The following is a 24,513-nucleotide window of genomic DNA, read 5'->3' as shown; positions in this document are numbered from 1 at the left end:
CCTTATCTCCCCTTCCTGCTGTCATTCCGGCACCAGTTCGTACAGCTGTGCGAAACGCGGGCCATCGGTGAAAAATACACGGACGAAGTCCTGCTTGCCGACCTCGATTGGCGGAAGCACATTCCGCCCGGAGGCGAAAGCGGCGGCAAATGGATACATCATGCCATCGTCCTTGCTCGCTGGATAGCCCCCCGCCTTTTTCACATAACACAATACATCCTTGGCAATCGGCACCTCCGCCGTCACCTGAATGGAAACCGTCTTATAGCGCTGAAGAAAACCGGTCTTCTGCTTGACGGAATAGCGGATTTTCGCTCTGCCGGCGCTCACATCCAGCTCGTTGCGGCCATCGCTTTGCAGCCAGATGACTTTGCCATCCTCCGCTCCCTCTTCATAAATGTAGACGGTGAAGCGGTAACGCCCGATGCCTTCCAGCCTCATATGATAGCCGTTGTTCGCCTTGTATTCGGCCCTAGTATATAGCTTTAATGATGCAAGCTCCGGCGTTCCTCTGAATGCCGCCTGCTCGGCCTCCGCCTTGCCGATATAAACCGCCTCGACGCCGCTCGGCCACAGCCATTGCAGCGTGCAGCGGTCGCCATTCAGCGTATGGGATAAGCCGTTGATGCGCGGCGAATCGCCCTCTGCCTCCACAAATCGCATCTGTCAATCGCCCCCTAGCTGACTTCTAAAATCCATGATTCCGGCTATCCTTCGAGGTTCCGTCGCCGCTCGATGCTCCGCGCTCTCTCGGGACTGGAGCCCCGCGGCGCCTGTCGTTCACCGGCCGGCTGTTTTCTCTAATCGGCACGATCAAGGTGAATAAGGAGATCATAATTGCAAGCAGCGCAATCGCCATGAAGCGGGTGAACGAATCACTGAGTAAATGGCCAGACAGCCACGCTTCCAGCACGAGGCCCGCCAGCAAGCCGCCAACTGCACCGCCAATGCCGAAGCTGCGCGCCAAATAGCGATTGTCGAAGAACAGCCCGATCGCTACGCCCAGCACACCGCCGATCAGCAGCATCGAGATGACGCGAACGATTTTGTAAAACGTTGCATCGGCCATCGGTCCCGTGCGCTCGGTGACGAGCGTGCGATCATCGATCGTATCGTAGATCGTCTGGAACGCTGTAGATACCTCTGTCGCCTTCTGCACATCGTAATAAGCGCCGCCTGTCGACTCGGCAATGTTGCGCAGCAGGTCCGCCCCTCTCGAATCCACGAGGCTGAGGCCGACGGAATTAATCGCAATCTGCTGCTCCTTGTAGAGCGCCAGCTGCGGAGCCACATCGGATTCACTGAAGCCATCCGACAGCAAAATCACCATCGTTCCGCGCTTGCTGTCCGCCTTCGCCTCAATCGTCTTCAACGATTCCTCCAGCGCGACGCTGAAATTCGTTCCGCCATCCGTCGGCACAAACGAGTCAATCGCCGCGTTGATTGCTGCCTTATTGGCAGCCGAGTCTACGCTCGTAAACGGCAGCACCTGCTCCGCCAAATCGCTGAAGCCCACAATCGCGACGCGTTTGTCATTGTCCATCTGGTCAATAAGCTGCTTCGCCGCCACATAACGCTGATTGTCCGGGTCCGTCTCCGCCATGCTGCCGGAGTTGTCGATGACAAGGACAATATCCTTCACCTGCTTTAAGCCACCAATATTGAGTCCGTAAAAAAACTGCAGTCCCCAGCCCGCTGCAAAAAGCAGCACAAGCGTCGCTGGCACGAACAGCTTCCACGAAAGCCCTGTGTAGCGCTGGCGCCAGGATGAGCCGTTCAAATGTGGATTGACGAGCTCTGCAACAAAGCAGCCGAGCCCGATAAATAATGCGAGTACGCCGAAATACAAGCCCATGAGAACCGAACGCGGCATATCGCCCGTCCACTGCGCCAGCATCAGTTCTCCGATGGCGTAGCCGATGAATCCCCCTATTAAGCTAAACAACAATAGTAGCAGGTTTATTTTTCGCTGCATGTGTATAGCATCCTCTCTTACATTCATTCGGCTTATTCCCTGCGCCCCGGTCTAACGCAGCTCCGGCAAGCCCGCCGGGTCCACGCCGTGGAACGCATAGCCGTTCTCTCTATATGTCTCGTAATACACCTTGCCGTTGCGATAATACAGCAGGTCTTCAAGATGGAAGCCGCCCATCAGGTTCAGCTTCTCCACACCGCTGCTGCGCTTCTCGTGAATGCAGCCAAGCTTGTAGATCCGCGACGTTTCGTCGACGCCAAGCGCATACTGCACAAACTCGCTGTCCGCGTCGCCGAACATATATTTTTCCTCGTAGCGATGCTCATGCGTGTAGTCCAGCAGCCGAACGTTGATCGACGCGTTCTCCTCCAGCGTCCGGTAGAGGCGCTTGAACAAATCCTCTTTCGCCAGCGCCTGGCGGTTCGTGTAGTCGATCGTCACATTCGCCCTGCGAAGCAGCTCCTCCTCGAACGTCTGGGCGAATGGCTCCGCCGTCAGCACATGCTTCAAGCATAACTGGGCCAGCTTATTTACGTAGGCCTCATTGCCCTGCTCCAGCAGCTCCGCCGCCGAACCGAGATAACGCTCATCAAACCAGATGCCCGCTCCCCGCTTATCCTGCACATCCAGCACAATATCTGCCGTTACCCGAGCGTAATATTCAAAAATATTTTGCCCGATGTAATCGTCAGCGGTCTTGATGCTTTGCAGCGCCGTCAGCTTCATGACATCCGCCATATCCGCCATTTGCTTGACGCGCAGGCGATACAGTTCATGAAGCTGCTCCAGCTCATCCGCCAAGCGGCGATACAGGGAAAGCTCCAGCTCCAGCCGGAGCAGCTCCCATTTCTGGCCATACACCAGCCCAAAAAAAGCACGGATAAACGAACGCAAATTTTGCTTATCCATAAAAGGCAGCCGCTGAATGCGGACATCTTCCGCGCGTCCCGACTGCGTGCGCTCCAACTCCTCGCGCGCCTGCTCCACCGCAATCGCCAGCTCTTTAATGCGGCTGCGGACGCCTGCGAGCACACTGCCATCGTCGCCGCTTGGCTCCGTCCAAGCACATAGCTGGTAGAAGCTAATGTCCGCGCGCTCCCGCTCGAACTTGGCAACCGCACGCCGCATTTCCGGCGCCGCTCCAAATTCGGACAGCCGCTGCTGCGCCGTGCGGGCAAAATGATTATGGAAAAAGACAGCTGCCCCATCCCCGAACAGCGCCTCCTCAGCGTCTCTCAGCGATAATGGCTTCAACTGCTCATATCGGACGCCAGAGGTTAGCAGTCCCGTCATGTCGGCAAGCTGCTCCTCGCTTGGCAGCAGCTGCGTCAGCATCGCATCGACCGAGGCCGGATCGAGGCCAAAGCAGGCAAGCTTCTCCCGCATGCTGAGCTCAGGCTCCTTCGCCAGCAGCTCGGATAGCTGCATGTGCAGATGATACAGCACCGTCAGCGCAATCGAATAATTCGGGCGCTTCACCTTGGATAGTCCCGCTGAGACGAAGCCCTGCCTGCCTGACTCCGTACGCAGGCTGTTCTTAAACGTCGAGTTATTGTAGCCGCCGTAGGCTTCATCTGCCTGCGCATCCTTGCGCTTGCGGTTTTTGAGCAGCTGAATGTGGCAAATGATATCATAGTTGTCACGAATGCCGTTAACGGCGGTCATGCCCTTCTCATTGCGATCCGACAGCACGTAGACGAGATCGAACAGCGGCGACGGCGGGTGAACGACCGGAATCGCCAGCCCGTCGCCCGTCACCTCAAGCAGCGCCGAGAACGTATAGTCCGGCCGCTGCATCCCTTCCAGCTCGCGCAGAAAGCTCACGCCAATAGCGCTGGCGTGAGCGAAGGTATCCATTTGCTCACGCTCGCTGATTAGCGTATAAAGATCCATCTGCACGGATTTGAACGATTGCTGAAAAATCGCCTGTGCCAGCAGGGAAATATCCGGCACCAGCGCATTCATCGGGTCATCGGCACGCGTGATAACCGCCAAATGCAGCCGATCGAAGGAAGCATACAGCCTGCCATAATCGGCAATTGTATCGCTGACGCCGCGAAGCGCGCGGTTCAGGTCAGCCAAATAGCCGGCATTGCCGCGGAAGGCTTCCCATAGCTCCTTGCGCCCCGCCTTATGGTCGCTGCCAAACGACGACAAGCCGTCCAGCACGACCTCAGTCACCTTGGCGGCATTGGCGGCGCTCGCCGCCTGCCGTCCGTTTCCGCCGGCATATGCTGCATTGCCGCCTGCGTAGCTTCCGGCAGAAGCGCCTGCTGCTCCGGCGGCTGGCGGCTGCCCGCCACTTCCGCTGGCTGAGCCGCCGCTCCTTGAAGTGGACGCGGCGTGGAAATAAATCACGCCAGCGCTATTTTCCCATTTCGCCGCATTCATCTGAATCATCGGCTCAATGGCTTGCCCCGCCTCGTCGCCAATATACAAAAATACGGTCGGATAATGAATGATGCTCTGGTCGTCTCCATGACCGCTGAGCATTTGCTCGGCAGCCGCATAATCAGCTGCATACCGCTCCAGAAGCTCTCTCATAGGCCTACTTCAACTTTCTGCGTATGTCGTTTAGTTTGCTCGTCATTTGCTTGTAGAACTGGTACAAATCTTCTCCGTTCGCCAGCTCAATCCGCTCGTACTCCAGGCGGTCACGGGCGTCGAGGAATGCGCTGAACAGCTCATCCAGCTTATGAACGAGCAGCTTCGTATCCTCCGTTGCCGTCAAATCCGTCACCCGGCGCGATGCTTTGCGCAGCAGGGCGGCACGGTTTTTCTCATCCAGCCCCCGGAAGCTCTCGAACACTTCATGCTCCACGAAGCTGCTGCTCTTCATCAGATTGGCGAATGGCGCCCACGCCTCTTCTTCTGGGTCGCGGTCATAGACATAAAGCGCGCCTTTCTTCACAATCGTTTCCGTATAAAGCGCCTCAATAAATTGATCCAGCCACTTCTCCTCATCCTGATGCAGGCTCAGCAGCTTCTCAAGCTCAAGGACCTTGTCGCTAATCGCATCGTATTTCGCCAGCTCCTCGCGCACACGCGCCAGCAGCTCTGGGGAACGAATGAGATTTTCCTGCGCCAAATCTTCATTCAGGCTGCCGAAAATATCCTTCACTCCATCCGGTGCCAAGCCTTCAGCCAGCAGGCGGCGAAGCTCAATGACAGCGCGCTTCACTTCGCCAAGATTCGGCTTCGCAGCGCTAGCCTCCATATTGTACGAGCTGAGCAGCGCTTGCAGCTGGAATGGCTGGGTGAACTGCACCGCATAACGGCTGCTCATGCTGTTGTCGACACCCTTCTCGCTAATAATCCGGTAGCCAAGCGCACGCTGGAATTCGGCACGCACGCGGGCATTATAGCCTTTCACCCTAGCATTGCTGTACGTATCGCCCCATGATTTCTCTGGAATTGGCGAAGGCAGATTCGTCCAGTTGACCTTCTCCGTCATGACGAGATGGCGGCCGACGCCTTCTTTATCGAGAATCGTCCGTTCATAGCTTTCCTCATATACCTTGAGCGGCGTATAGACGAACAGCGGCACGCCATTTTTCGTATTCAGCCAGAAAATCCGGTTTTTCACTTCACTCTCTTTAATGGTGAAATGCGATTTGCCTACCGCATTGCTTTGGTAATTGCGAATGCCCTTGAGTATGCTCGGCGCATGCTGCGGCACCGATACGAAGCCCCATGAAGGGAAATGCAAATTGCCTGAGCTATTGCTCAGATTGAACACGGCAACTGCCTCTTCATCCAGCTTCGTCGCAATAAAGCGCTCGACGAACTTCTCAATCGATTCGTCATTGCCGTATTTCATCACGAGGAAATCTTCCATCGATCTCGTAATCAAATCGCCGAATTTATCGGTCAGGAAGTCGGAAATGGAATTGACGATGTCAATGTCCTTCTCCTTCACCCACTGGTCGGAATGGTCAAGCAGCCCCTGCGAGAAGTCGCGAATGAGATCATCGACATCCTTCTTCTCCATAATGCGGGCGATCACATCGGAAATGTCCGGCACGCCTACTAAATTCCAATAGTAGGTTTTGTTGCCCTTGTGATCGGCTTGCTCGTCGCCATTGATCAGAATATCGCCATTTTTCGCAAAAATGCCATTCAGCACGTTCAGCACTTCAGTAAATACACTGTAGAAGCGATTGTTCTCGTTGTTCAGCAGCTGATACAGATCCTCGTAGAACTCGATCATTTGCTCGGTACGCTCTACATCGGCGCGCAGCCAATATTCATTGATTTTAGCTTCAATGTAGCTGTTTTTCTTCTTGTCCTTGGACACGAAGGCGCTCTTCGCATCGCCCATCCGCTCTTCCGCTTGAATGCTTGCCGACTCAATGTCGCGCGGCAGGCGCAGCAGCGTTTCGCGCAGCACTTCAATGTAGGAAAGCAGCATTTTCAGCAGGCAGAAGCCCTTCTCGGTGTGCAGCAGGCGGGATACGTAAAACGGTCCCTGCTCTGGATGCAGGAAGGTACGGCGGATTTGGTCGGTGAACTGGCCGACGATTTCCCCTGGCAGCTGCTTCTTCGCTTTCACATATTCCTCGCGGGCACGCGTCAGGAACGTCTGCTCCAGCTCGGTATCCATGTTGACCACCTGCATTTTCACTACATTGCTGTAGTTCAGGCGCTCACTGTTCTCAAAGCCCGGAAGCGGCTCAGGAACGCGCGACTCAAACGTCTTGATCATCGTATCGAGATCAATGCCGAGCTTGCGGGCGAATTTCTCCACATCGTCCTGAGTCGGCGCTTTGTGGAACATTTTATCCATTTTGCTAAACAGGCGATACGCCAAAAAGGTCGTCATTTCCTCAATCGGCAGTACCGCCGACGAAGCGCCAATAATGTTGTAATCATAGTTCGCCGGATACTGCTTGTTCATTTGTGCAATATTCGTGCGGATGTTGCTGATATAGTCGTGAATAGCAAACTCTTCGCCGGATTGCTTATCCTCGCTCGCCATAAAGTTCGTAATATTTTCCGCTGTCACGTTCATGCAGTAGTCATAAGCGTTCTCCAGCAGCTTGCCCTCCGTGTTCGTCGCCGAAATCAGATGGCAAAGGTTAAACGGTGGAAGCGGCGAATTGACGCTGAGAATGCTGCCGTACTGCTGCTTGAAGCGCTCGCCGCGGGCATCAACATTCATCCAGTAGTCGAGCTCTTTGAGCGCGGCGTAGCCATTTTTCTTAATATATTCTCTAGTATGCTCGCTTAAGCTTTTGTTTGCGAGATTAATATCCGGCGTAAAAAGGTACCCCAGCGTGTTGACGCGGTCAACGCCCGCCGAGCCATGATCGCGCTCAATAATACCGCGCACGATATACGAAATATCAAGGAAGCAGCCGCTGCCCGTACCACCGGATAGACCGGTAAGCAGGAATACCATCAGCTTTTTGCTTGTGCCGACGGAAAGCGTCTTAATTTTTTTATCGATGCTTTGCACAACCTGATTGATTTTCGTAAAAAGCAGCAGACGCCCAGCTTGGCGTACGCCTGCCGCGCCGTTCATGCCATCGGTAATGCTCAGCTCTGGCGACAGCCAATCGGTGATGTACGGCTCCAAAATGCTGCGGTTTTGCAGCAGCCCGCCGACTTCGGCATTGGAAAGCAGCACAAACTCATTGATTGGGTCGAGGCCGATGCCTTTATATTTTTTGTTGCGGTCCTGTTCATTGGTCTCAAAAGCTAGAAATTCGACGTTATTAGGCTTTTCCAGCTTGCGTTTGGACAAGGGATCTTCCGGCAGCTTAAAGCGTCGGTTAATTTGATATTTCAGGCGCAGCAGCGCATCGATGCCGGTGCCGCCGAGTCCAATAATGAGAATAGGATTATCGATTGTATCGACGCGAATTTTCTCACTGACGATACCTCCGCCTAATGAAACGTCTAGCTGCTGGATATGTTCTCTAACAATCGGCTTCATTCGTTCTACCTCCAAATGGTATGAATCATTGCTCTATACTTGTTAGAAGAATGGTGAGAAAGAAGCTGCATTGCATGAAAAGATTGGCAACTGATCGCCATTACCCTTGAAATTCTATTAATAATCCCGTATACGGGGAATTTCAAGGGTAAAAGCATATGCTTACGAAGCTGCTTTCCTACGGAAAGCTTTAAACGAACGCTAACGCTTCTCCAGTCCAATCTTTTCATTCCATTCCGCTTTTCTCACCATACCTCTAACCCTATATTCCCACAAAAGTCTATCTACAATAGACGACCGCAAGGCCCTTTCCCCCTCGCAAATCCCCTAATATTTTTGCTCCATGCTCCTTATGACAGAGGCCTGCTCCTTGCACAAAGAAAGACTTGGCGGACACAGCAGACGCTATTTCAACTGAATTATGGTTTTGCCATAAGTAGCGGACTCAGGAGCCGCTAATGCGCTGCAAATGGCTGTTTTGACGGAATAATGGGTAGGATAACGGCTTTCCAGTCCGCTTGCCCCCTGAAATCGCATTAAAAACCAAAATAGCGGAATCTCAGTCCTTCAAAAAAGGAGTACGCATCCTGAGCGACTCGATCTCGGCCATAATCTCAGCAGGCCGACTCCAGATTGCTTACACTCCCTAGTTCTTGCACCTCATCTTTCATCTTTCATCTTTCATCTTTTATCTTTTATCTTTTATCTTTAGGTTTGCGGAGTGTTCTTCCCCGCCGGAACCCCCCATGGTTTTAATGTTCTTTAAAACCCTTGCGGTGAAAGGGGAGCGCAGCGAAGTGAAAGGTTTGAGCTGGAGAAGCGGAGCGTTCGCTTAAAGCTTTCCGTAGGAAAGCAGCTTCGTAAGCATAATCCCCTGCCCTTGGAATTGTACCGCTGAGCGGTTAATTGAACAATTCCAAGGGCAATGGCGATCGTAAGCCAAACCTTTCACGCCGCGCAGCTCCATCCTTCACCCATCCGTTTTACAAAAACCAAAACCATCTAAACAATATATTCGATAAAAATCGTCTTATCGATCTGCTGCAAAGGAATCGTCAACCGCTCCCCGCTCTTGACCTCCAGACCGCCGCTGGCATCAACCGCACGTCCGGATTTCTCCACCGTACACGGCGAGCCATTGCGAAGTATTAGGCGATCGCTGTTGCCCGGCACGAATATGAGCTTCTCCGTCTCCTTCAGCTCCGGTGCCAGCTGCAGCAGCTGATGCAGCGAGAATTTGCCCCGGAAGGCATTCAGCTTCTTATACTGCGGGAACGTTTTGTCGCCCGTATTTTCATCGCGAATCTCGATGACCATCTGACCGACAAAGCCGCGCCGCGCCTGCTTCAGGTAACGCATGATGAAAAAGGCAGCGACCAGCAGCGCAATCAGCACAAGCGCTCCAATAATGACCGGAATGAGCGGGAATGGCTTATCGCTTTCCGCCGCAGTCCCAGTGCCTGTGCCCGCCGAAGCGCTGCCTTTAGCACTAATTTTTACGACAGCTGTTTCACGATAGAAGCTTGCTTCTTCCGCGCGAACCTTGAGCTCATAATCATGTTTGTCTGCCACCTTATAAGTGCCTTCAAAATGATCGCCCGCATTGTTCAGCTGAACTTCCTCTGTATTACCCGTATCCAAATCATTGACGTACAGAACCGCCTTCATGTTGCGGTATTGCTCCTGATCGCTCAGCTTATTCCCGCCGCTTACCAGATAAGCGTTAATCGGGATGCTGTCCCCTTTGCTGTATGACGAGCTTGGCAGCTTATCCATCTCCAGCGCCAGATCATAGTTGAAAATAAGATTGATATCAATTTTGTCGCGATCCGCGCCCTTCACTTGAAGCGTCCAATCACCCTCCTCCGGCTTCAACAGCTTCATGAGGGAGTACGTTTTGGACGTCGAGAGCAGCACCTGATCGCTCGGAATAGCTATTTTGTTGCCGGATGGATCAATCAGCCTCGCCTCTACCTGCTTGGAGGACATAATGGATATATTCGCTTCGAGCACGTTGCTGTTCGGCACTGTGATTTTGACATCCTGATAGTTGCCGTCAGCTGTAAAAGAATCGACAGGCACAACATTAAGCTGCAAATGGCTGGCGAAAATTTCACTCAGAATCTGCGGCAGGTCAGCCGCTGTATTCGTGGAAAACGACTTGCCGCCCGTTTGCTGCGACACGCTCTCAAGCGCCGCTTTATTCAGCTTGCCATCGGCATTCAGCCCAATCGTATAGACCGGATATCCTTTGCTGGTCGCTTCCTTGAGCGCAGCATCCATATCTGAATCCGAATCGGCCTGCGTACGGCCCGACTTCGAATTAAAATCATTGTTTCCATCCGCCAGCACGATGATCAGCGGCTCATGATCGGGGTCGGCCCCGTCATTCAAAATTTGGACCGCCTCTTTCACGCCGACAGCGATGTCGGTATAGGCCCCTCTTTTGAGCTGGTCAATGAATTGCTTGAGGTTCGTTTTATCGGCATCCGAGCTAATTTCGAGCAGTGCCTTCTCCCGCTGAATTTGATCGGTATAAGATACGATGCCCACCTGATCGCCCTTCTCGGACAGCATGTCGATGAACATCTTCATCGCCTCGTTGCCGATGCTGCCCGGATCGCTCGTGCTCATCGACTGGCTGACATCCAGTACTAGAACGGCGTCGATTTGCGAGCTCTGCGCGGCTGCATGTGCAGGAGCGGGAGCAAACCCGGCTAATGGAAGCAGCGTTATAAGAAATAACATGGTGAGGTAACGATATATTTGAATCATCTTTTGGCTCCTTCTCCACAAATTAAGCATATTGGTCCTTGTTGTCTTAATAATGATATACTGTCAGTATACCTGATAGAATCGCTTAAATCACTTCAAGCATAAGAGAGGACTCGCGCTTATGGTTACATACGTATGTCTAGGAATATTGTTTCTTTTCGTCTTGCTCCGGGGTATCCACTACTACAACCAGCGTAAAAAAGCACCTACGCCAGAGCAGCTTGATCAGCTTGCCTTAGCTATCTTTAAGAACAGCGATCGGGGGAACTCTTGATGAAAAAGATACCCGTGCAGCTGAATCCCTACATTAAAACACGACAAGCTTATGAAAAGCTTAAAATTTGCCGCAGCTGCGGCCGCTTCACGATACTGGGCGATAAAATATGCCCCTCCTGCGGAAAATCTTCCCTCATTAAACTGGAGAAAAAGGCGTCGTCGCTGCAACGAAGAGGTTTCGTAAAGGAAACTATTCTCATCCTTGCCCTTGTTGCCGCTGGAATATTCTTTTCAGAGTCGACTTTGCAGACGAGTCTTTGCGCTGCTGGCGGCGTAACGGCGCTCATCCTTCTATGGATGCTTCGCCGCAACACCAGCGCGGAACGGCGCAGCTACCAGTTAGGCAAGCTGCTGCAGCGCGAATCGTTTAAGCTTGTAGATGGGCTGCGGCTCGACCGCGAAGCGGCGATCGAGGTGTTCCATAACGACGAGAAGCAGCAAGCGTATGAAATGCTGCGCGAGATCGGCACGCTCGTCCGTACGGACCAAATTAAGGTAGAGCAAATTTTACTGCTGCAATCGTTCGTACTGCGCAAAGATATGGATCTGATGTTGGAGCCGCTGCTGCTCGACCATTTCAATCCGGACCTTGTCTTGTATATGGGCGAGCTAACCAAGCTGAAACGGGATTTGCTGAAGGAGAAGGCGTTCCGCTACGCCCTTATTCATGAAGCGCAAATTTTGCGCATGAAGGACGGCGAGCAAATTCTCGTCGGCATTGCCGGAGCAGCCGTGCGCTTGAAGCGCTACGTCATTTTATACCCGCATCTGGTTATGCGCTATGCGCGCAAGCTGCCGAAGGACCGCTTTCTGCGGCTCTACAATGTCATTCGCAATAACCCGCAGCATAACTGGGGAGCGCTTGGCACAGAAGTTTTCGAAATTTATAATGAAAAGTACAAATGGGACACTCAGTTTCAATAGAACGGCTCGTTGCAGCTGGACTGAAGCTGGAAAAACTTCCTTTTCTCTATACTACCTATTTTTAGGTGAAAAGAATAGCGCAAACCCAGCTTTTGCTGTCGAAAAACAGCTCTCTTCGTACGTTTGGACGCCCTAATGGCATAGGACTTGCCCAATTACGGGAGAAAGCGCGCTGGCTCGCGCGAGAGGGGCATTTTTCGGCAGTTTCACACTAGTTTTAGCGATTCGACACTACCTTTGTCACCCTAGCAGGGAGTACCTTATCCACAACGAATACTTTACAGCAAAGACGAATGAAACGAGGTGCTCGCTAATGAATCTGTTAAAAACGAAAGATGCTGCCAGACAGCTAGCTGTGAGCGAAACGACGATCAGACGCTGGGTTGCCCTTTTCCCTGCCTCCTTTAGCAAGGATATGTTCGGTCACTATATTTTCGATGAACCCGCTTTAGAGAAGCTGCAAAGCGTAAAGACGAAGCTGGAGGCGGGCGAGCTGCTTCATGAGATGACCTTGCCTGAGCTAGCTCAAACGGTTGGTGTCACGGGGCTGCAGCAAATGGCTGCCGGGGCTGCTGGTGCCGCCATTCCCTTCCCCGCTTTCAGCCCGGAAGAGACGAAGATCAAAATCGAATCCGCTTGGGATTTCAAAAATCCGCAGGAAGAGCTGGCAGAGCGCCTGGAGCGCATAGAAGGAACGCTGGCGCGCAAAGCGGACGAGGTCATTGGCGTGCAGCTGCTTCATCACCGCGAGGAGCTGGAGGAAATCCGCCAGACGCTCAATCAATTGGCGGCTTCCCTGTCGAGCATGCAGGAGCGTAATAAGCAGCTATCGTCGCTCGTATCCGTGCAGCCTGCCGCAGGAGGCATGGAGCGCAAGCCGCATAAAAAAAGAGCACTCTTCCGCCTGCCCTTCTCCTTCTTCTGAAAGCGGCGCCCGTCCGCCAACTCCTAAATTTCAAAAAAGCCAAGCCACCCTCTCCCATTGTGCAGGAAGAGAATAGCTTGGCTTTCATTTTTGTATAGTCCAGCTTTGTGCGTGGTCTGGCTCAGGAACTACAGCGTATTGACGAATCGCTCCAGCTCATTGGCTACCGCAAACAGGCTGGCCCGATTTTCAAATTCATCCCTCGTCTGCGGCAAAGGCAGCAGCTTATGATATTCGCGAACACCGCGCAGCATTTCATAAAAGTAATCGTAACGGTCTTCTCTCGAAGACTCAGCCTCGCCAACGTAGGCGCTGAGCAGCTCCATACATTCGCCAATCCGTTCGCCTTGCTCCAGCTGCGACGTAATTTGCGAAACAAGCGGCAGCAGACGCTCGAGCAAATCATATTGCTTGCGCTTCTGCTCAAAATATTGACGATAGCTCGGCCCCTTCTTGAGCGGCCTGTAATTTTCCGCATCGAGCTGGGCAATCTGGCTGGCCTTCCGCAGCACCGTTTCCAGCTGAAGCAGCTCATTGCCGTCCCACAGCGTATACCCCTTCTTCAAATACAAGGCATATTCCTTGAGAATAACGGCAATATAACGCTCTGTCTCCTGCTTGTAGCGGGTCATTTCCTTATCAATACTCGGCATGTAGCTGTTTACCAGCAGCGCAACGCCAAGGCCGATCACGACAACGAACAGCTCATTGAGCAAAAAAGAAACCTCGACCTTGCCATGGACAAATACATGCATCATAATAACCGCACTGCTGGCTATGCCTTCATGAATGCGCAGCTTCACGCAAAACGGAATAAACAGCAGCAGAACGACCAAGAAAGCATACGCATGGTAGCCGAGCAATTGAAACATGAGCATGGAGAAAAGCATGCCCGTCATGCAGGCAAGAAAGCGGCTGATGGCCGCCTGATTCGACTGGCGGCGGGACCGCTGAATGCACAGCAGCGTCAAAATACCCGCTGCCGTAAAGTTTTCCAGCTGCAAATAATGGGCGATTAAGATTGACAGGCTGACGCCAACTGCCGTCTTAATCGTCCGAAAACCGATTTTAATGACTTTCACCTGATTTCATTCCAGTTGTAGTGTATGCTCGAATCATAGCATACATCCGCAAATGTAGTAAAATCGCCCTTTGCTATCGGTTTATTGCTGATACGAGATGACTTTTTTAATAAATCCATGCATTTCCAAACCCGTTGCGTTCATCTGCTCAATAATCTCCATGAGATTGCTGACCAGCTTCGCTTGCTCTTGGGAAGATGAAGTAATTTCGGCAATTTCCGTCTCCATCAGCTTGATTGACTCCTGCACCAGCTTGAGCGACTGCTCAATTTGAGTAGTCGCTCCTTTCGTATCCACGGACAGCTTGCGAATTTCCGATGCCACTACGCCAAAGCCTGCTCCCGCTTCGCCTACACGCGCTGCTTCAATCGCCGCATTGAGCCCAAGCAAGTTGGTTTGCTCTGAGATTTCGCGGATAAAGCCTGCGACTTTATTGACATCGCGCGACTTTTCGACCGCTTCCTTCGTATTAATTAAAATTTCCTCGGATGTCGAGTTCAGCTGCTCCGAATGGGCAGCCAGATGCTGAACACCATCGAGCAATTTGCCATTAAAATGCTCCGTCTTATCCATGAGCTGTGCAAGCAGCTCTTGATTATCCATTTTGTAGGTGACGCACAGGCAAGCCTGCATTTCGCCCTGTTCATTTTTTATGGGCAAAAATAAGCAATCCAGCGGTACACCCGTTATTTCCTTCGGAATATGGGCTACCGTCTTCTCGTTGCCATTGTTCAAATCCTTATAGTTCTGATTAATCTCCAGCAAAGGGTCACCGGATTTATATCCAAGCTTGAATGGGTCCTCTGAATCAAAATAAACAAAGGTTTTCTCATCAATGATGGATAATGAAACATTTTCACGAATCATTTGTCGAATGTAAGGCATGGCTTCAATCAGAGCTTGAACGGTAGTCATAGTTTCCCATTTCCCCTTTATTAAAAACGTTATACTATAATATCGACAGCAAGGTTAATTTTATGGAGTGTTAATTCACAATAATTCTAGCGTACTATTTTATGAAGGACTTCTGATTTGATATAAGGGAAGGTCGAATAAAAAAAAGACATAGCGCTTCACTGAAGAAGCCTATGTCTCTATATTCATTACACTTCCAAAACCTCAACCTTAACCCACTTCTCTGTCGCATGGCTTTTCAAAATAGCATCCGTCGTGCTCATCGAAATATGCCCATCCAAAAACGTTGCGAAAGGCGGCTCTTCGCCGCTTAGATGCTTGCCGTCGCGAATATACGCATAGAAATGCTGCATCATGTTCTTGATGGCATCCGGCCAGCCTTCATTATGGCCCCCCGGATGATGAATCGAGGAACGGGCGTCTGCCGCAAAAAGCGCCGGATCAGCCATCAGTACCTCATTCGCCTTGTCCCGGTAGCCAATCCACAGCTTTTCTGCCTCCTCCTGATTCCAGAAGGTCGATTTCTCCGTGCCATTCAGCTCAAAGCTGAGGCGGTTTTTGCGTCCCGCGCTCACTTGCGAAACCGAGAAGGCCCCCTTCGTGCCGTCGGTAAAACGGAGCAGCACGGTCGCATAGTCTTCCGTATCAATCGCTACATCTTCATATTCCGCGTTATCTCCCTGCTTCTGGTACGTTTCGGAGGCTTGCTTCGCCTTCTTCCGTACCGGATGCACGGTCGAGAAATCGGCGAATACCGCGTCTATCTTTTTCCCTGTGACATATTTAATTAAATCGCACCAATGCGAGCCTATATCCGCTATCGCTCTCGATCTGCCGCCGATCTCCGAGGACATCCGCCAGTTATAATCCGTTTCGTACAGCAGCCAGTCCTGCAAGTAGCTGCCGTGAACCAAATTGACTTTGCCTAAATCGCCGTCCCTTACCATCGATGCAAGCTGTTGAATGATTGGAAACTGGCGATAATTGAAATTAATGCCGTGGACGATGCCTTTTTCCTTCGCGAGCCGCAGCAGCTCTACCGATTCCTCGCTTGAAATGGCCAGCGGTTTTTCCGACAGCACATGCTTGCCCGCTTCAATCGCTTCCTTCGTAATCTGATAATGCAAATGGTTCGGCGTACAGTTATGAATCGCCTGAATATCGGGATTTCTCAGCATGTCCCGGTAATCGCCATAAGCGAGCGGCACACCCAGCTCCCGTGCCTTTTTCTCTGATGAGCTCTGGTCCGAGCCGGAAACCGCTACTACCTCTACAAAGCCAAGCCTTCGGCAGGCCTCAATATGCGCAGGGCCAATAAAACCGGCTCCAATTACGCCTACTTTTATTTTTTCCACTTTCTTCACCAACCCGTTAGTCTAATGGAAGAAGCTTAATTTCCGGTAAGCGCTTTCGCTATCCTAATCCTGATTCCCTTTCAGTGTAGCGCTCGCCTCGCCTTTCGTCAACGTGCACCCAGCAGGGCAACTGTACCGATTCATTCCAACAACATAAAAAAACAGCTGCCGGGAAAAATCCCGAACAGCTGTCTTTAATCCCTTGCGGGCATTTAGTCCGTTTTAAAGCCTACAGCTTTACAACGTTCTCGGCTTGCGGTCCACGGTTACCTTGAACCACGTTGAATTCAACTTGTTGACCTTCGTCCAAAGTTTTGAATCCGTCGCCAGTGATTGCACTGAAATGTACGAATACATCGTTTCCGCCTTCAACTTCGATGAAACCAAAGCCTTTTTCAGCGTTAAACCATTTAACTGTTCCTGTTTGCATAAGAGCACCTCCTTCTTTATAAAACATGACCCCTTTATTTCGTTAAAAATAAAAAAATCACATATGGTAGCAGGCTATAACCTCAAAAACCATAACCTTCTATCATATGTGAATTCAGGTCTAATTTTTATTACCCTTATCATACCACAACTGTTTGGAAAACACCAGCGCAAATGTAAGCGATTAAAATAAAGCGCGGAAACCGCCGCTTTATTCGGCTTTTTCCCGGCTCTCCTGGTCATGAATATGCCGCTTCATCAATAAGATAGTTCCATGCTGTACCAGTCAAACGAGGACTGATTGCTTCAATAATAAAAATAAAGGAGATTAGTAAAAATGAAGCGACTGCTCTTATCCTACCCGCTAAGTGTGCATACTCCTGTGTATAAGGATAATCCCCCTGTTGAGATCGTTCAGCAGTTCAGCATCCAAAAAGGCGATCTGTTTAATCAATTTATGATAAAAACGATTAATCATAGCGGCACCCACATCGACGGCCCCTGGCACTTCAATCCACAAGGCAAAAAGCTGAGCGAGCTTCCTATAGACAATTTTGTGTTTCATCATGTGACTGTCCTCGATATTCCAAAAACCGATGACGAGCTGATTACTAAAGCAGATCTTGAGCCCTTTGCCCATCAGATCGCTGGCACAGATTTGCTGCTCATACGTACAGGGTTCGGGAAAATCCGCACTTCCGACCCTGTTCGCTACGGCAATCATAATCCGGGTTTTTCAGCTTCTGCTGCTAATTACTTAATGGTATTTGATTCCTTGCGAGCCGTAGGCATGGATTTCATTTCTTCTGCCTCACCGCTGCATATGGATGAAGGCATCGCTTTCCACCAAACCATGCTTGGAAAAGACCGGGTGGATGGACGATTCATCCTGCTGATCGAGGATATGAACTTAAATCATAATTTGTCCAATGTGGGCGTCGTTTACGCGGTGCCTTTGTTTATTGAAGGAGTCGACAGCAGCCTTGCTACGGTTTTCGCAGAGAAACGCTATTAAACGTAGTTTAACTCATAAAAAGAAAACCATAGCCGAGCACCTATTGGCCCCTTATGGGCAAATGGTTCGTTTTCTCTAATTTTACAAATACATTTAACGATCATATACGGCTTGGGCTTTAATGACCAGGCCGTGTTTATATATGCAGACTCGCTCTTGGCATGTCTAAAAATACGACAAAAAAAGACCGCTGGGCATTGCCCAGCAGTCTTCAGGAACCATATTCCACTTGCCTGCATATCTTTTGATGCATACACGTTTGTTTTCACTAAGCTTAGCTTTTCATCGAATTGAGCTGCGATTCGCCTTGATACAGCTCCTTGAGCATGCTTTGATAAAAGTTGTGCTCTTGGCCGCTCAAGCCTTCCCGGTTATTTTTAAGGATAAATGAGTTCAGGTGTCGTTTCAGAATTTCGTTTCGGCGTCCCAACATCTTCTTGTAAGTCAAGTGAGTAACCTCCATTTTGTTCTCCCAGGCGATTGGGTTTCTTTAAGTATAGCGGACTTTTCCCCCTGTATAAAATCCGGTCAGACCGCCTCAGTCCGGATAATTGGAGCTCAGCCACTCTCTCATAGGCTCATGGAAGGCATCCAGAAACATCCTGCCATATTCTCCCGATAACGTACCAACCCAGCTCAAGCGGCCTAAATGGCCTGCCTACTAAAGCTCGATTGAGTTTCAGGAGAAATCAGGGAAATCGCATACAATTTGAAATAAGACGCTGGATTGTCTATAGTTAAGGCAGAGAAATTAGCGTGAACGACTTTCGCCGTCCTCTGGCGGCAAAGCTAACGTTTCGCGGTGAAATATGAGCCCATTATAAGTGTGACTCTTATAAAAGCTTATATTTTTAAAAATTGTAAGTACGTTGCTTAAGGAGGCCGTGATGAAGTCGTTTTTGTTACGATGGTGGCATGTATTGGGCGTTTCAACCATTTATATACAAGGATTGATTTACTTATGGATTGGGAGAAATGCAGGTGCCATTGAAACCGTCCATTACAATTATTATTGGATTGACGTGAAAATCCCTTTCCTCTCCTGGTTTGTCTTTCCTTATATGAGCTGGATGCCTGTCATGTATTTGGCGTTTATCTACTTTGCAATTGTTGACCGCAAAATCTATTGGCGTGTTCTAGCTGCCTACAATATTGCCGTTATGGGCTGCAATGTGATTTTTCTCATGTTCGCTACGTATGTGCCGCGTCCCGACATTGAACCAAGCAATTTGGCGTTGACGCTGGTTCAATTTATATATAACAATGATGCTCCGCTGAATTGCTTCCCAAGCGTGCATTGCCTCACCAGTTATTTGCTGTTCATTACGATCAACCGCGATCTTAAGCTAAGCAACGTTTCCCGGATCTCTTGGAGCGTGCTCATGTGGCTGATTATAGCCTCTACCGTATTCATTAAGCAGCATTCCCTGCTCGATGTCGTTGGCGGCATTCTCGTCGCCGAGGTTACGTATCAGCTCGTTCGCCTGGCAGTTAACCGCTTCTACGTGCGCAAGAAGCAATATGTCAGCAGCAAGGCGATGTGATAGGGCAGAAGTAAACAAAGAAGACTCCAAAACCACTGTATAAGTGGAGCTGGAGTCTTCTTTTCTTACGATTAAGCCTCTGCACGGCTATCCAATGACGATCGGAAGCGATATCGGGGATGCTCGGGGAGCATGGCAGCAAGCAGTTGTTTCACGGCCCTGTGAGTGGATGCGAAAACTTGATCCTTATCATCGCACATCTCGATCACCCGCCCATGCTCCATCACCGCCAGCTTATCCGATATCGAATAGGCCGCTTTAATATCATGCGTAATAAACACGTACGAAAGCCCAAAATCCGCCCTCAGCTCGCTTAGCAAACTCAAAATATGCGTTTGATTCACCATATCGAGGCTGCTGACCGATTCATCTAGTACAATCAGCTTTGGCTTCAAGGCAATCGCTCTCGCGATATTAATGCGCTGCAGCTGTCCTCCGCTAAATTGATTCGGGTATTTCTGCATATCATCTGGCTTCAGGCCGACCCGTTCGAGCAGCCCGCCAATCATTCGTTTTTGCTCCTGTACGGACAGCCGCTCATAGTTCTCCAATGGCTCGCCAATGATCTGCTGCGCTGTCGCACGCGGGTTGACCGATGAATAACAGTCCTGAAACACCACTTGCAAATCCCGACGCAATGATCTGCGGGTAGCTGCATCCGACCGGTAAAGATCATGCCCTTGAAAAAGAATCTGACCGGCTTGCGGCTTTTCCAATCCGAGAATCACTTTGCCTAATGTGCTTTTTCCCGCACCGCTCGTCCCAAGCAGACCGAGGCATTCGCCTTCCTCCAGAGCAAGAGAGACGCCTGAGAGCACGGGGGCACGCTTAGCAGAACGCCATAGCAGCCTCGTCTCACCATAGGTGTGGGTGACTTCCTTTACCTGCAGCAGCATACGCTACCCCCTGTTTTCAAAATATCCGCTCAGATGGTCAGGCAGCTTCGGTCTGGCATTCAGCAGCTTTTTCGTATACGGATGCTGCGGATGATCAAACAATTGAAACACATCTGCCTTTTCTACGATTCGTCCCTGCTGCATCACAGCAACCTCATCGGCCAATTCAGAGATGACCCCTAAGTCATGGGAAATGAGCAAAATTGACGTGCCATGCTCCACTCGAAGGCGATCCAGCTCTCTCAGCACTTGCAATTGGTTCACGACATCCAGCGCCGTTGTCGGTTCATCGGCAATGACGACCGCGGGACGCAGACACATGCATATCGCAATCATGACCCTTTGCAGCATGCCGCCGCTGAGCTGGAAAGGATACAATTTCAACAGCTTGGCGGGATCGGGCAAGTTCATCGCCTCCATCGCGGTGACGGCCAACTCGACAGCTTGTTTTTTCGTAAGGGCGGTATGTGTACGAATCGTTTCAATGAAAGGAACGCCAATCGAATATACCGGCGTAAAAGCATTCATTGGATTTTGCATAATGAAAGAAATTTCTTTGCCCCGTATTTGCCGCATGTCCTCCGCCTTCAGACCATTCAGCTCGCGGCCATTCAATTGAATGCTGCCTTCAACGGTCGTATGCTTCGGGTCCAGAAGCTGCAGCAGGGAATTGCAGGTAACCGACTTGCCGCTGCCGCTCTCGCCCACGAGGCCAAGCACACGGCCGTGCCCAATATCAAAATGAATATCCTCGATCAGGGAAAGCATCCCTTGCTCCGACTTTACTTTCACATGCAGGCCGCTTACTTGCAGCACCTTGCGAGATTTTTCCAACATGGGCCTCATTCCTATTCACATCCGTCGTTTTACCCCAAATCGCTCCGACAACGCTTCACCTAATATGTTGAACGTAATGACCACGAACAAAATCATCAAGCCCGGATATAACATCAATTCCGGATGGCTGCGAATAAAGGCTTTGCCTTCATGAATCATCGCCCCCCACTCCGGAGTCGGCGGTTGAATGCCGAGGCCTAGAAACGATAATGCCGAAATATCCATAATCGCCCAGCCCATCTCAAGCGTTCCCATGACCAAAATAGGCGGCAGCACATTCGGAATAATATGCCGTCTAATAATTTTCCACTCGGAGGAGCCGCTGATTCGAGCGGCGCTAATAAACTGGCGTTCTTTCAGGCTGATAACCATGCCGCGGAACATGCGGGCGTAATACACCCATTGCACCAGCATGAGCGCCAGCACAACCTGCATCAGCCCCGGTCCAAAAATGCCGACCATGCCCAAAACGAGCACGAGATTCGGAATCGTCATGACCGCTTCGCAAAAACGCATCAGGCAGGCATCCAGCCAGCCCCCTCTATACCCTGCAATGGTTCCAATAACTAAGCCGATCCCCAGAGAGGCAATAAAAATCAAGAAAGCCAGACCAAGTGAAATACGGGCGCCATAGAGCAAGCGCGATAAAGTGTCGCGCCCTAAATGGTCGGTACCGAGCCAATGCTCCGCCGAAGGCGTCTGCAGCTTAAGCGCCAAATTGACTTTGATAGGGTCATGTGGCGAAATCCATGGAGCTAAAAGGGTCACAATAGCAAAAACGAGTAAAATGGCCGTGCATATGGCAATCGCTTTCTGGCCCCTCAGGACGGTGCGTAGTCTCGCAATCACTGGTCGGTTCTTCCTTTCAGGGAAATTCGGGGATCCATATAAAGCTGTACCAAATCAACGATTAAGTTGCAGATAATGAACAAGCAAGCTGCGAGGAACACATAACACTGAATGACCGGAATATCCCGATTGAATATCGCATCGACAAAATATCGGCCGAACCCCGGCCACGAAAATACCTGCTCCACGATAATCGTCCCGGTCAGCAATTTGCCAAAGTTCATGCCAAGGCCTGTAATGACGGGTGAAATCGCGATTTTCAGCACATGCTTGACCATAATAATCCGCTGCTTGATTCCTCGTGTCTTCGCATACAGCACATACGACTCCTGCAGCTGCTCCAGCACACTCGCACGCAGCAGCCGGGTATAGATAGCGATAAGAGCGAGTGACAGGGTCAGCGTCGGAAGCACAAGATTTTCCCACGAGCCCTTGCCTTCTACAGGAAGCAAATCCAGCTTGACGGCGAAAAAGAACATCAATAAATAACCGAGCCAAAACTGCGGAATGGACGCCCCGAAATACGAGAGCCCTCTGCTGAAATGATCAATCGGGCTGTTCTTATAAATGGCCGACAAAAAGCCGAGCGGGATGCTGACGAGCATCGCAAACAATATGCTGCTGACGGCGAGCTGCACCGTCGCGGGCATTTTCGATACGACGTCCTCCCATACCGGTTCATTCGTCATATACGATTTTCCAAAATCAAGCTGTGCCATCTTGACGACCGTGCGCCCATATTGGACGAGCAGCGGCTGATCCAAGCCAAATTCATGTCTCTTCTCAGCGAGCAGCTCCTCCGTCGGATGAATGTGGGCAGCCGTTAAATAAGCTTCTGCCGGGTCGACAGGCGATACCTGAATGAGTACGAACGTAATAAGAATGGCAAAAAGAATGATAGGGACGATTGCGAGCAATCGCCTCCCGATATAGCTAATCATGGATTGCCTCCCTGCTGGCTCTTGCTACTGGCTGCTTATTACTGGCTAATGTTTATTCCTTCAAATGGATTTTCGTCCCGATTCGCAGGGAACGCAAAGTCCGTCACCTTGTTTTGAAGCACTACCGTTTTCTTAATATAGGAGATTGGCACAATCGCCGATTGCTCCTGCAGCGTCAGCAAGATGGAGCTGTACAGCTGCTGGCGCTTCGTCTCATCCGTCGAGGCAAGCGCTTCATGGATTTGCTGATCCAGCTCCTGCTTCATTGGCAAGCCGGAGTTGGCCTCGGCTACGCCCCAGCCTTTCTCAGCTACAACGTTAATGAAGGAATGCGGATCATACGGCGCGCCATAGTTGTACCAGAAATCAAGGTCAAATTCGCCCGCTTTCCGGCGCTGAATTTGCGTCGTGAGCTCAAGCCCCGTTATGTTCAGCTTCACGCCGATCGCACTCCATTCGGCTTGCATCGTTTCAGCCATCGCTTTTTGAATCGGATCTGTCTTATCGAAAATCAATTCCAGCTCTAATGCCTGTCCATCCTTCTCGCGAACGGCTTTGCCGGAAGGCAGCTTCCAGCCTGCTTCATCCAAGTAAGCAGCCGCTTTATCCGTATTGTATTCGACAGGTTGTACGTCGATATTCGTATACGGGAAGTTTTTGGACAAAATCGTATCCGCCTTTTCCTCAAGGCCGAGCGTAATGCCTTCAACCATCGCCTGCTTGTTAAAGCCAGCCTGAAGAGCCAGACGCACCCGCAAATCGGAAAGCTTGTCATTCGTTGTATTCAGCAGAAGACTTCTTGTTCCGACCGGCTCGGACAATTGGGTTGCATACTTGCCGGATTCTTTCAAATTATTAAAGGCATCCATGCTGATGACACCTTCTCCATAAATCAAATCGAGCTCGCCTTTTTCAAAAGCCAATACGCGGGTTTCCGCGTCAGGAATGATTTTGACGGTGATTTTATCGATTTTTGGACTTTCGCCCCAATAATTCGGATTGCGCGTAAATACGGCATATTCGTCCTTCTTGTATTCAGCCAGCATCCACGGGCCTGTTCCAATCGGCTCTTTAATTCCTTTAGAAGTGTCTCCATCATCCGGGAAACCGGCTTCACCCAAGAAACGAACCGGGCGAACGAGCGAAAGATCCTGAATAGCCGGATAATAGGCCTGCTTCAGCGTCATTTTAAAGGTGTATTCGTCAACGACCTCCGTCTTGTCGAGAACGTTGATAACGCCAAGCCAGCTGTGCAAGCTCGGGTTTTTCATAACCGCATCAAAATTTTTCTTCACGATCGCGGCATTAAAAGCCGTTCCGTCGGAAAACTTCACATTTTGACGAAGCTTGAAGGTATATTCCTTGCCATCCTCCGAAATCGTCCATGATTCAGCCAGCATCGGCTCAAGCTTGCCCCCTGCTTTATAGCTGACCAACGGCTCATAAATCATCGATTGGGCAAATAGCTGCGAAGGATTATATGTGTGTGGGTTCATCGTTCCAATATCACGCGGCCAAGATAACGTAATGGCCTTTTCCGATACGACTGCTGCGTTTTCAGTAGTTCCACTGCTAGCGCTTGGCGCCGCTTCCTGCTTCGTACATGCCATAAGCACGGTTGATACGAGGAAAATCGTAGCTGCGATAGATAGGAGCGTTTTCTTGGTCGTTCTAATCATGTTGTCGTTGTCTCCGTTTCGGTTCAGTAATAATGATTCTCATTAATAATAGTGAAAAGCTTATAGGCTGTCAATGAGCTTCGTCCTTAAATCATGTGAAAAAAGGCAATCGGGCCTCATACAAGGTCCAATTGCCTAACTTGTTATTTACTGCTTGT

The 24,513-nt window shown here is 50.6% G+C and carries 18 protein-coding genes; 4 read left to right on the top strand and 14 right to left on the bottom strand.

Annotated features, from left to right (window positions below):
* Positions 1–21: 21 nt before the first annotated feature.
* From AC50Y5_RS21965 to AC50Y5_RS21945, 5 genes are all read right to left on the bottom strand, one after another.
* The gene (locus AC50Y5_RS21965; protein ID WP_494863730.1) at positions 22–663 is read right to left on the bottom strand and encodes a beta-mannanase; all 642 of its coding nucleotides are present in this window, start codon (positions 661–663) and stop codon (positions 22–24) included.
* 25 nt (positions 664–688) lie between these two features.
* Entirely contained in the window at positions 689–1,975 is a 1,287-nt protein-coding gene (locus tag AC50Y5_RS21960) for a vWA domain-containing protein (RefSeq protein WP_494863728.1), read from the bottom strand.
* Positions 1,976–2,026: 51 nt separating this feature from the next.
* Positions 2,027–4,519, bottom strand: coding sequence for a transcription initiation factor TFIID (locus AC50Y5_RS21955; protein ID WP_494863726.1), 2,493 nt, complete (start codon positions 4,517–4,519; stop codon positions 2,027–2,029).
* A gap of 4 nt (positions 4,520–4,523) precedes the next feature.
* Entirely contained in the window at positions 4,524–7,913 is a 3,390-nt protein-coding gene (locus AC50Y5_RS21950) for a tubulin-like doman-containing protein (RefSeq protein ID WP_494863724.1), read from the bottom strand.
* Between the two features lie 1,002 nt (positions 7,914–8,915).
* Entirely contained in the window at positions 8,916–10,688 is a 1,773-nt protein-coding gene (locus tag AC50Y5_RS21945; protein ID WP_494863723.1) for a vWA domain-containing protein, read from the bottom strand.
* 273 nt (positions 10,689–10,961) lie between these two features.
* On the opposite strand from AC50Y5_RS21945, the gene AC50Y5_RS21940 reads away from it, so the two are divergent.
* Positions 10,962–11,888: a zinc ribbon domain-containing protein gene (locus AC50Y5_RS21940; RefSeq protein WP_081418675.1), complete on the top strand. Its 927-nt coding sequence runs from the start codon at positions 10,962–10,964 to the stop codon at positions 11,886–11,888.
* 313 nt (positions 11,889–12,201) lie between these two features.
* The gene (locus tag AC50Y5_RS21935) at positions 12,202–12,813 is read left to right on the top strand and encodes a hypothetical protein (RefSeq protein WP_056032071.1); all 612 of its coding nucleotides are present in this window, start codon (positions 12,202–12,204) and stop codon (positions 12,811–12,813) included.
* A 128-nt stretch (positions 12,814–12,941) separates the two neighbouring features.
* Here AC50Y5_RS21935 and AC50Y5_RS21930 read toward each other — a convergent pair whose 3' ends face one another.
* From AC50Y5_RS21930 to AC50Y5_RS21915, 4 genes are all read right to left on the bottom strand, one after another.
* The gene (locus AC50Y5_RS21930; protein WP_081418676.1) at positions 12,942–13,895 is read right to left on the bottom strand and encodes an aromatic acid exporter family protein; all 954 of its coding nucleotides are present in this window, start codon (positions 13,893–13,895) and stop codon (positions 12,942–12,944) included.
* An 81-nt stretch (positions 13,896–13,976) separates the two neighbouring features.
* On the bottom strand, positions 13,977–14,810 hold the full coding sequence (locus AC50Y5_RS21925; RefSeq protein WP_056032074.1) for a methyl-accepting chemotaxis protein: 834 nt from the start codon (positions 14,808–14,810) through the stop codon (positions 13,977–13,979).
* Positions 14,811–14,998: 188 nt separating this feature from the next.
* Complete coding sequence (locus AC50Y5_RS21920; protein ID WP_056032077.1) at positions 14,999–16,165, bottom strand: Gfo/Idh/MocA family protein; 1,167 nt, start codon at positions 16,163–16,165, stop codon at positions 14,999–15,001.
* Between the two features lie 229 nt (positions 16,166–16,394).
* Positions 16,395–16,595 (bottom strand): cold-shock protein, encoded by a 201-nt coding sequence (locus AC50Y5_RS21915; protein ID WP_046231731.1) that lies wholly within the window; start codon positions 16,593–16,595, stop codon positions 16,395–16,397.
* A gap of 336 nt (positions 16,596–16,931) precedes the next feature.
* Here AC50Y5_RS21915 and AC50Y5_RS21910 point away from each other — a divergent pair, with 336 nt between their 5' ends.
* Positions 16,932–17,609 (top strand): cyclase family protein, encoded by a 678-nt coding sequence (locus tag AC50Y5_RS21910; RefSeq protein WP_056032080.1) that lies wholly within the window; start codon positions 16,932–16,934, stop codon positions 17,607–17,609.
* A gap of 887 nt (positions 17,610–18,496) precedes the next feature.
* Positions 18,497–19,153 (top strand): phosphatase PAP2 family protein, encoded by a 657-nt coding sequence (locus AC50Y5_RS21905; protein ID WP_056032083.1) that lies wholly within the window; start codon positions 18,497–18,499, stop codon positions 19,151–19,153.
* Positions 19,154–19,224: 71 nt separating this feature from the next.
* Here the strand turns inward: AC50Y5_RS21905 and nikE are convergent, their stop codons facing one another.
* From nikE to nikA, 5 genes are read right to left on the bottom strand one after another with little or no spacing between them, the layout of a single operon-like run.
* On the bottom strand, positions 19,225–20,049 hold the full coding sequence (nikE, locus tag AC50Y5_RS21900) for a nickel import ATP-binding protein NikE (protein ID WP_494863718.1): 825 nt from the start codon (positions 20,047–20,049) through the stop codon (positions 19,225–19,227).
* A 3-nt stretch (positions 20,050–20,052) separates the two neighbouring features.
* Complete coding sequence (gene nikD / locus AC50Y5_RS21895) at positions 20,053–20,886, bottom strand: nickel import ATP-binding protein NikD (RefSeq protein ID WP_494863716.1); 834 nt, start codon at positions 20,884–20,886, stop codon at positions 20,053–20,055.
* 15 nt (positions 20,887–20,901) lie between these two features.
* Positions 20,902–21,732 (bottom strand): nickel ABC transporter permease subunit NikC, encoded by an 831-nt coding sequence (nikC, locus tag AC50Y5_RS21890; protein WP_494863884.1) that lies wholly within the window; start codon positions 21,730–21,732, stop codon positions 20,902–20,904.
* Positions 21,732–22,676 carry a nickel ABC transporter permease subunit NikB gene (gene nikB, locus AC50Y5_RS21885; RefSeq protein WP_056032094.1) on the bottom strand — a complete coding sequence of 315 codons (945 nt, stop codon included), beginning with the start codon at positions 22,674–22,676 and terminating at the stop codon, positions 21,732–21,734. The genes nikC and nikB overlap by 1 nt, the downstream gene beginning before the upstream one ends.
* A 38-nt stretch (positions 22,677–22,714) precedes the next feature.
* Positions 22,715–24,355, bottom strand: coding sequence for a nickel ABC transporter substrate-binding protein (gene nikA / locus AC50Y5_RS21880; RefSeq protein ID WP_494863713.1), 1,641 nt, complete (start codon positions 24,353–24,355; stop codon positions 22,715–22,717).
* Positions 24,356–24,513: the final 158 nt, after the last annotated feature.

The sequence above is a fragment of the Paenibacillus sp. JT22N7 genome (genome assembly GCF_059383875.1).
The sequence above is the reverse complement of the archived record's forward strand: the minus strand, read 5'-3'. Positions and strand labels throughout refer to the sequence as shown.

Bases quoted from the DNA above. Each gene is read 5' to 3' on its own strand.
- AC50Y5_RS21965 (WP_494863730.1), bottom strand. From the start codon at position 663: ATGCGATTTGTGGAGGCAGAGGGCGATTCGCCGCGCATCAACGGCTTA.
- AC50Y5_RS21960 (WP_494863728.1), bottom strand. From the start codon at position 1,975: ATGCAGCGAAAAATAAACCTGCTACTATTGTTGTTTAGCTTAATAGGG.
- AC50Y5_RS21955 (WP_494863726.1), bottom strand. From the start codon at position 4,519: ATGAGAGAGCTTCTGGAGCGGTATGCAGCTGATTATGCGGCTGCCGAG.
- AC50Y5_RS21950 (WP_494863724.1), bottom strand. From the start codon at position 7,913: ATGAAGCCGATTGTTAGAGAACATATCCAGCAGCTAGACGTTTCATTA.
- AC50Y5_RS21945 (WP_494863723.1), bottom strand. From the start codon at position 10,688: ATGATTCAAATATATCGTTACCTCACCATGTTATTTCTTATAACGCTG.
- AC50Y5_RS21940 (WP_081418675.1), top strand. From the start codon at position 10,962: ATGAAAAAGATACCCGTGCAGCTGAATCCCTACATTAAAACACGACAA.
- AC50Y5_RS21935 (WP_056032071.1), top strand. From the start codon at position 12,202: ATGAATCTGTTAAAAACGAAAGATGCTGCCAGACAGCTAGCTGTGAGC.
- AC50Y5_RS21925 (WP_056032074.1), bottom strand. From the start codon at position 14,810: ATGACTACCGTTCAAGCTCTGATTGAAGCCATGCCTTACATTCGACAA.
- AC50Y5_RS21915 (WP_046231731.1), bottom strand. From the start codon at position 16,595: ATGCAAACAGGAACAGTTAAATGGTTTAACGCTGAAAAAGGCTTTGGT.
- AC50Y5_RS21910 (WP_056032080.1), top strand. From the start codon at position 16,932: ATGAAGCGACTGCTCTTATCCTACCCGCTAAGTGTGCATACTCCTGTG.
- AC50Y5_RS21905 (WP_056032083.1), top strand. From the start codon at position 18,497: ATGAAGTCGTTTTTGTTACGATGGTGGCATGTATTGGGCGTTTCAACC.
- nikE (WP_494863718.1), bottom strand. From the start codon at position 20,049: ATGCTGCTGCAGGTAAAGGAAGTCACCCACACCTATGGTGAGACGAGG.
- nikD (WP_494863716.1), bottom strand. From the start codon at position 20,886: ATGTTGGAAAAATCTCGCAAGGTGCTGCAAGTAAGCGGCCTGCATGTG.
- nikB (WP_056032094.1), bottom strand. From the start codon at position 22,676: ATGATTAGCTATATCGGGAGGCGATTGCTCGCAATCGTCCCTATCATT.
- nikA (WP_494863713.1), bottom strand. From the start codon at position 24,355: ATGATTAGAACGACCAAGAAAACGCTCCTATCTATCGCAGCTACGATT.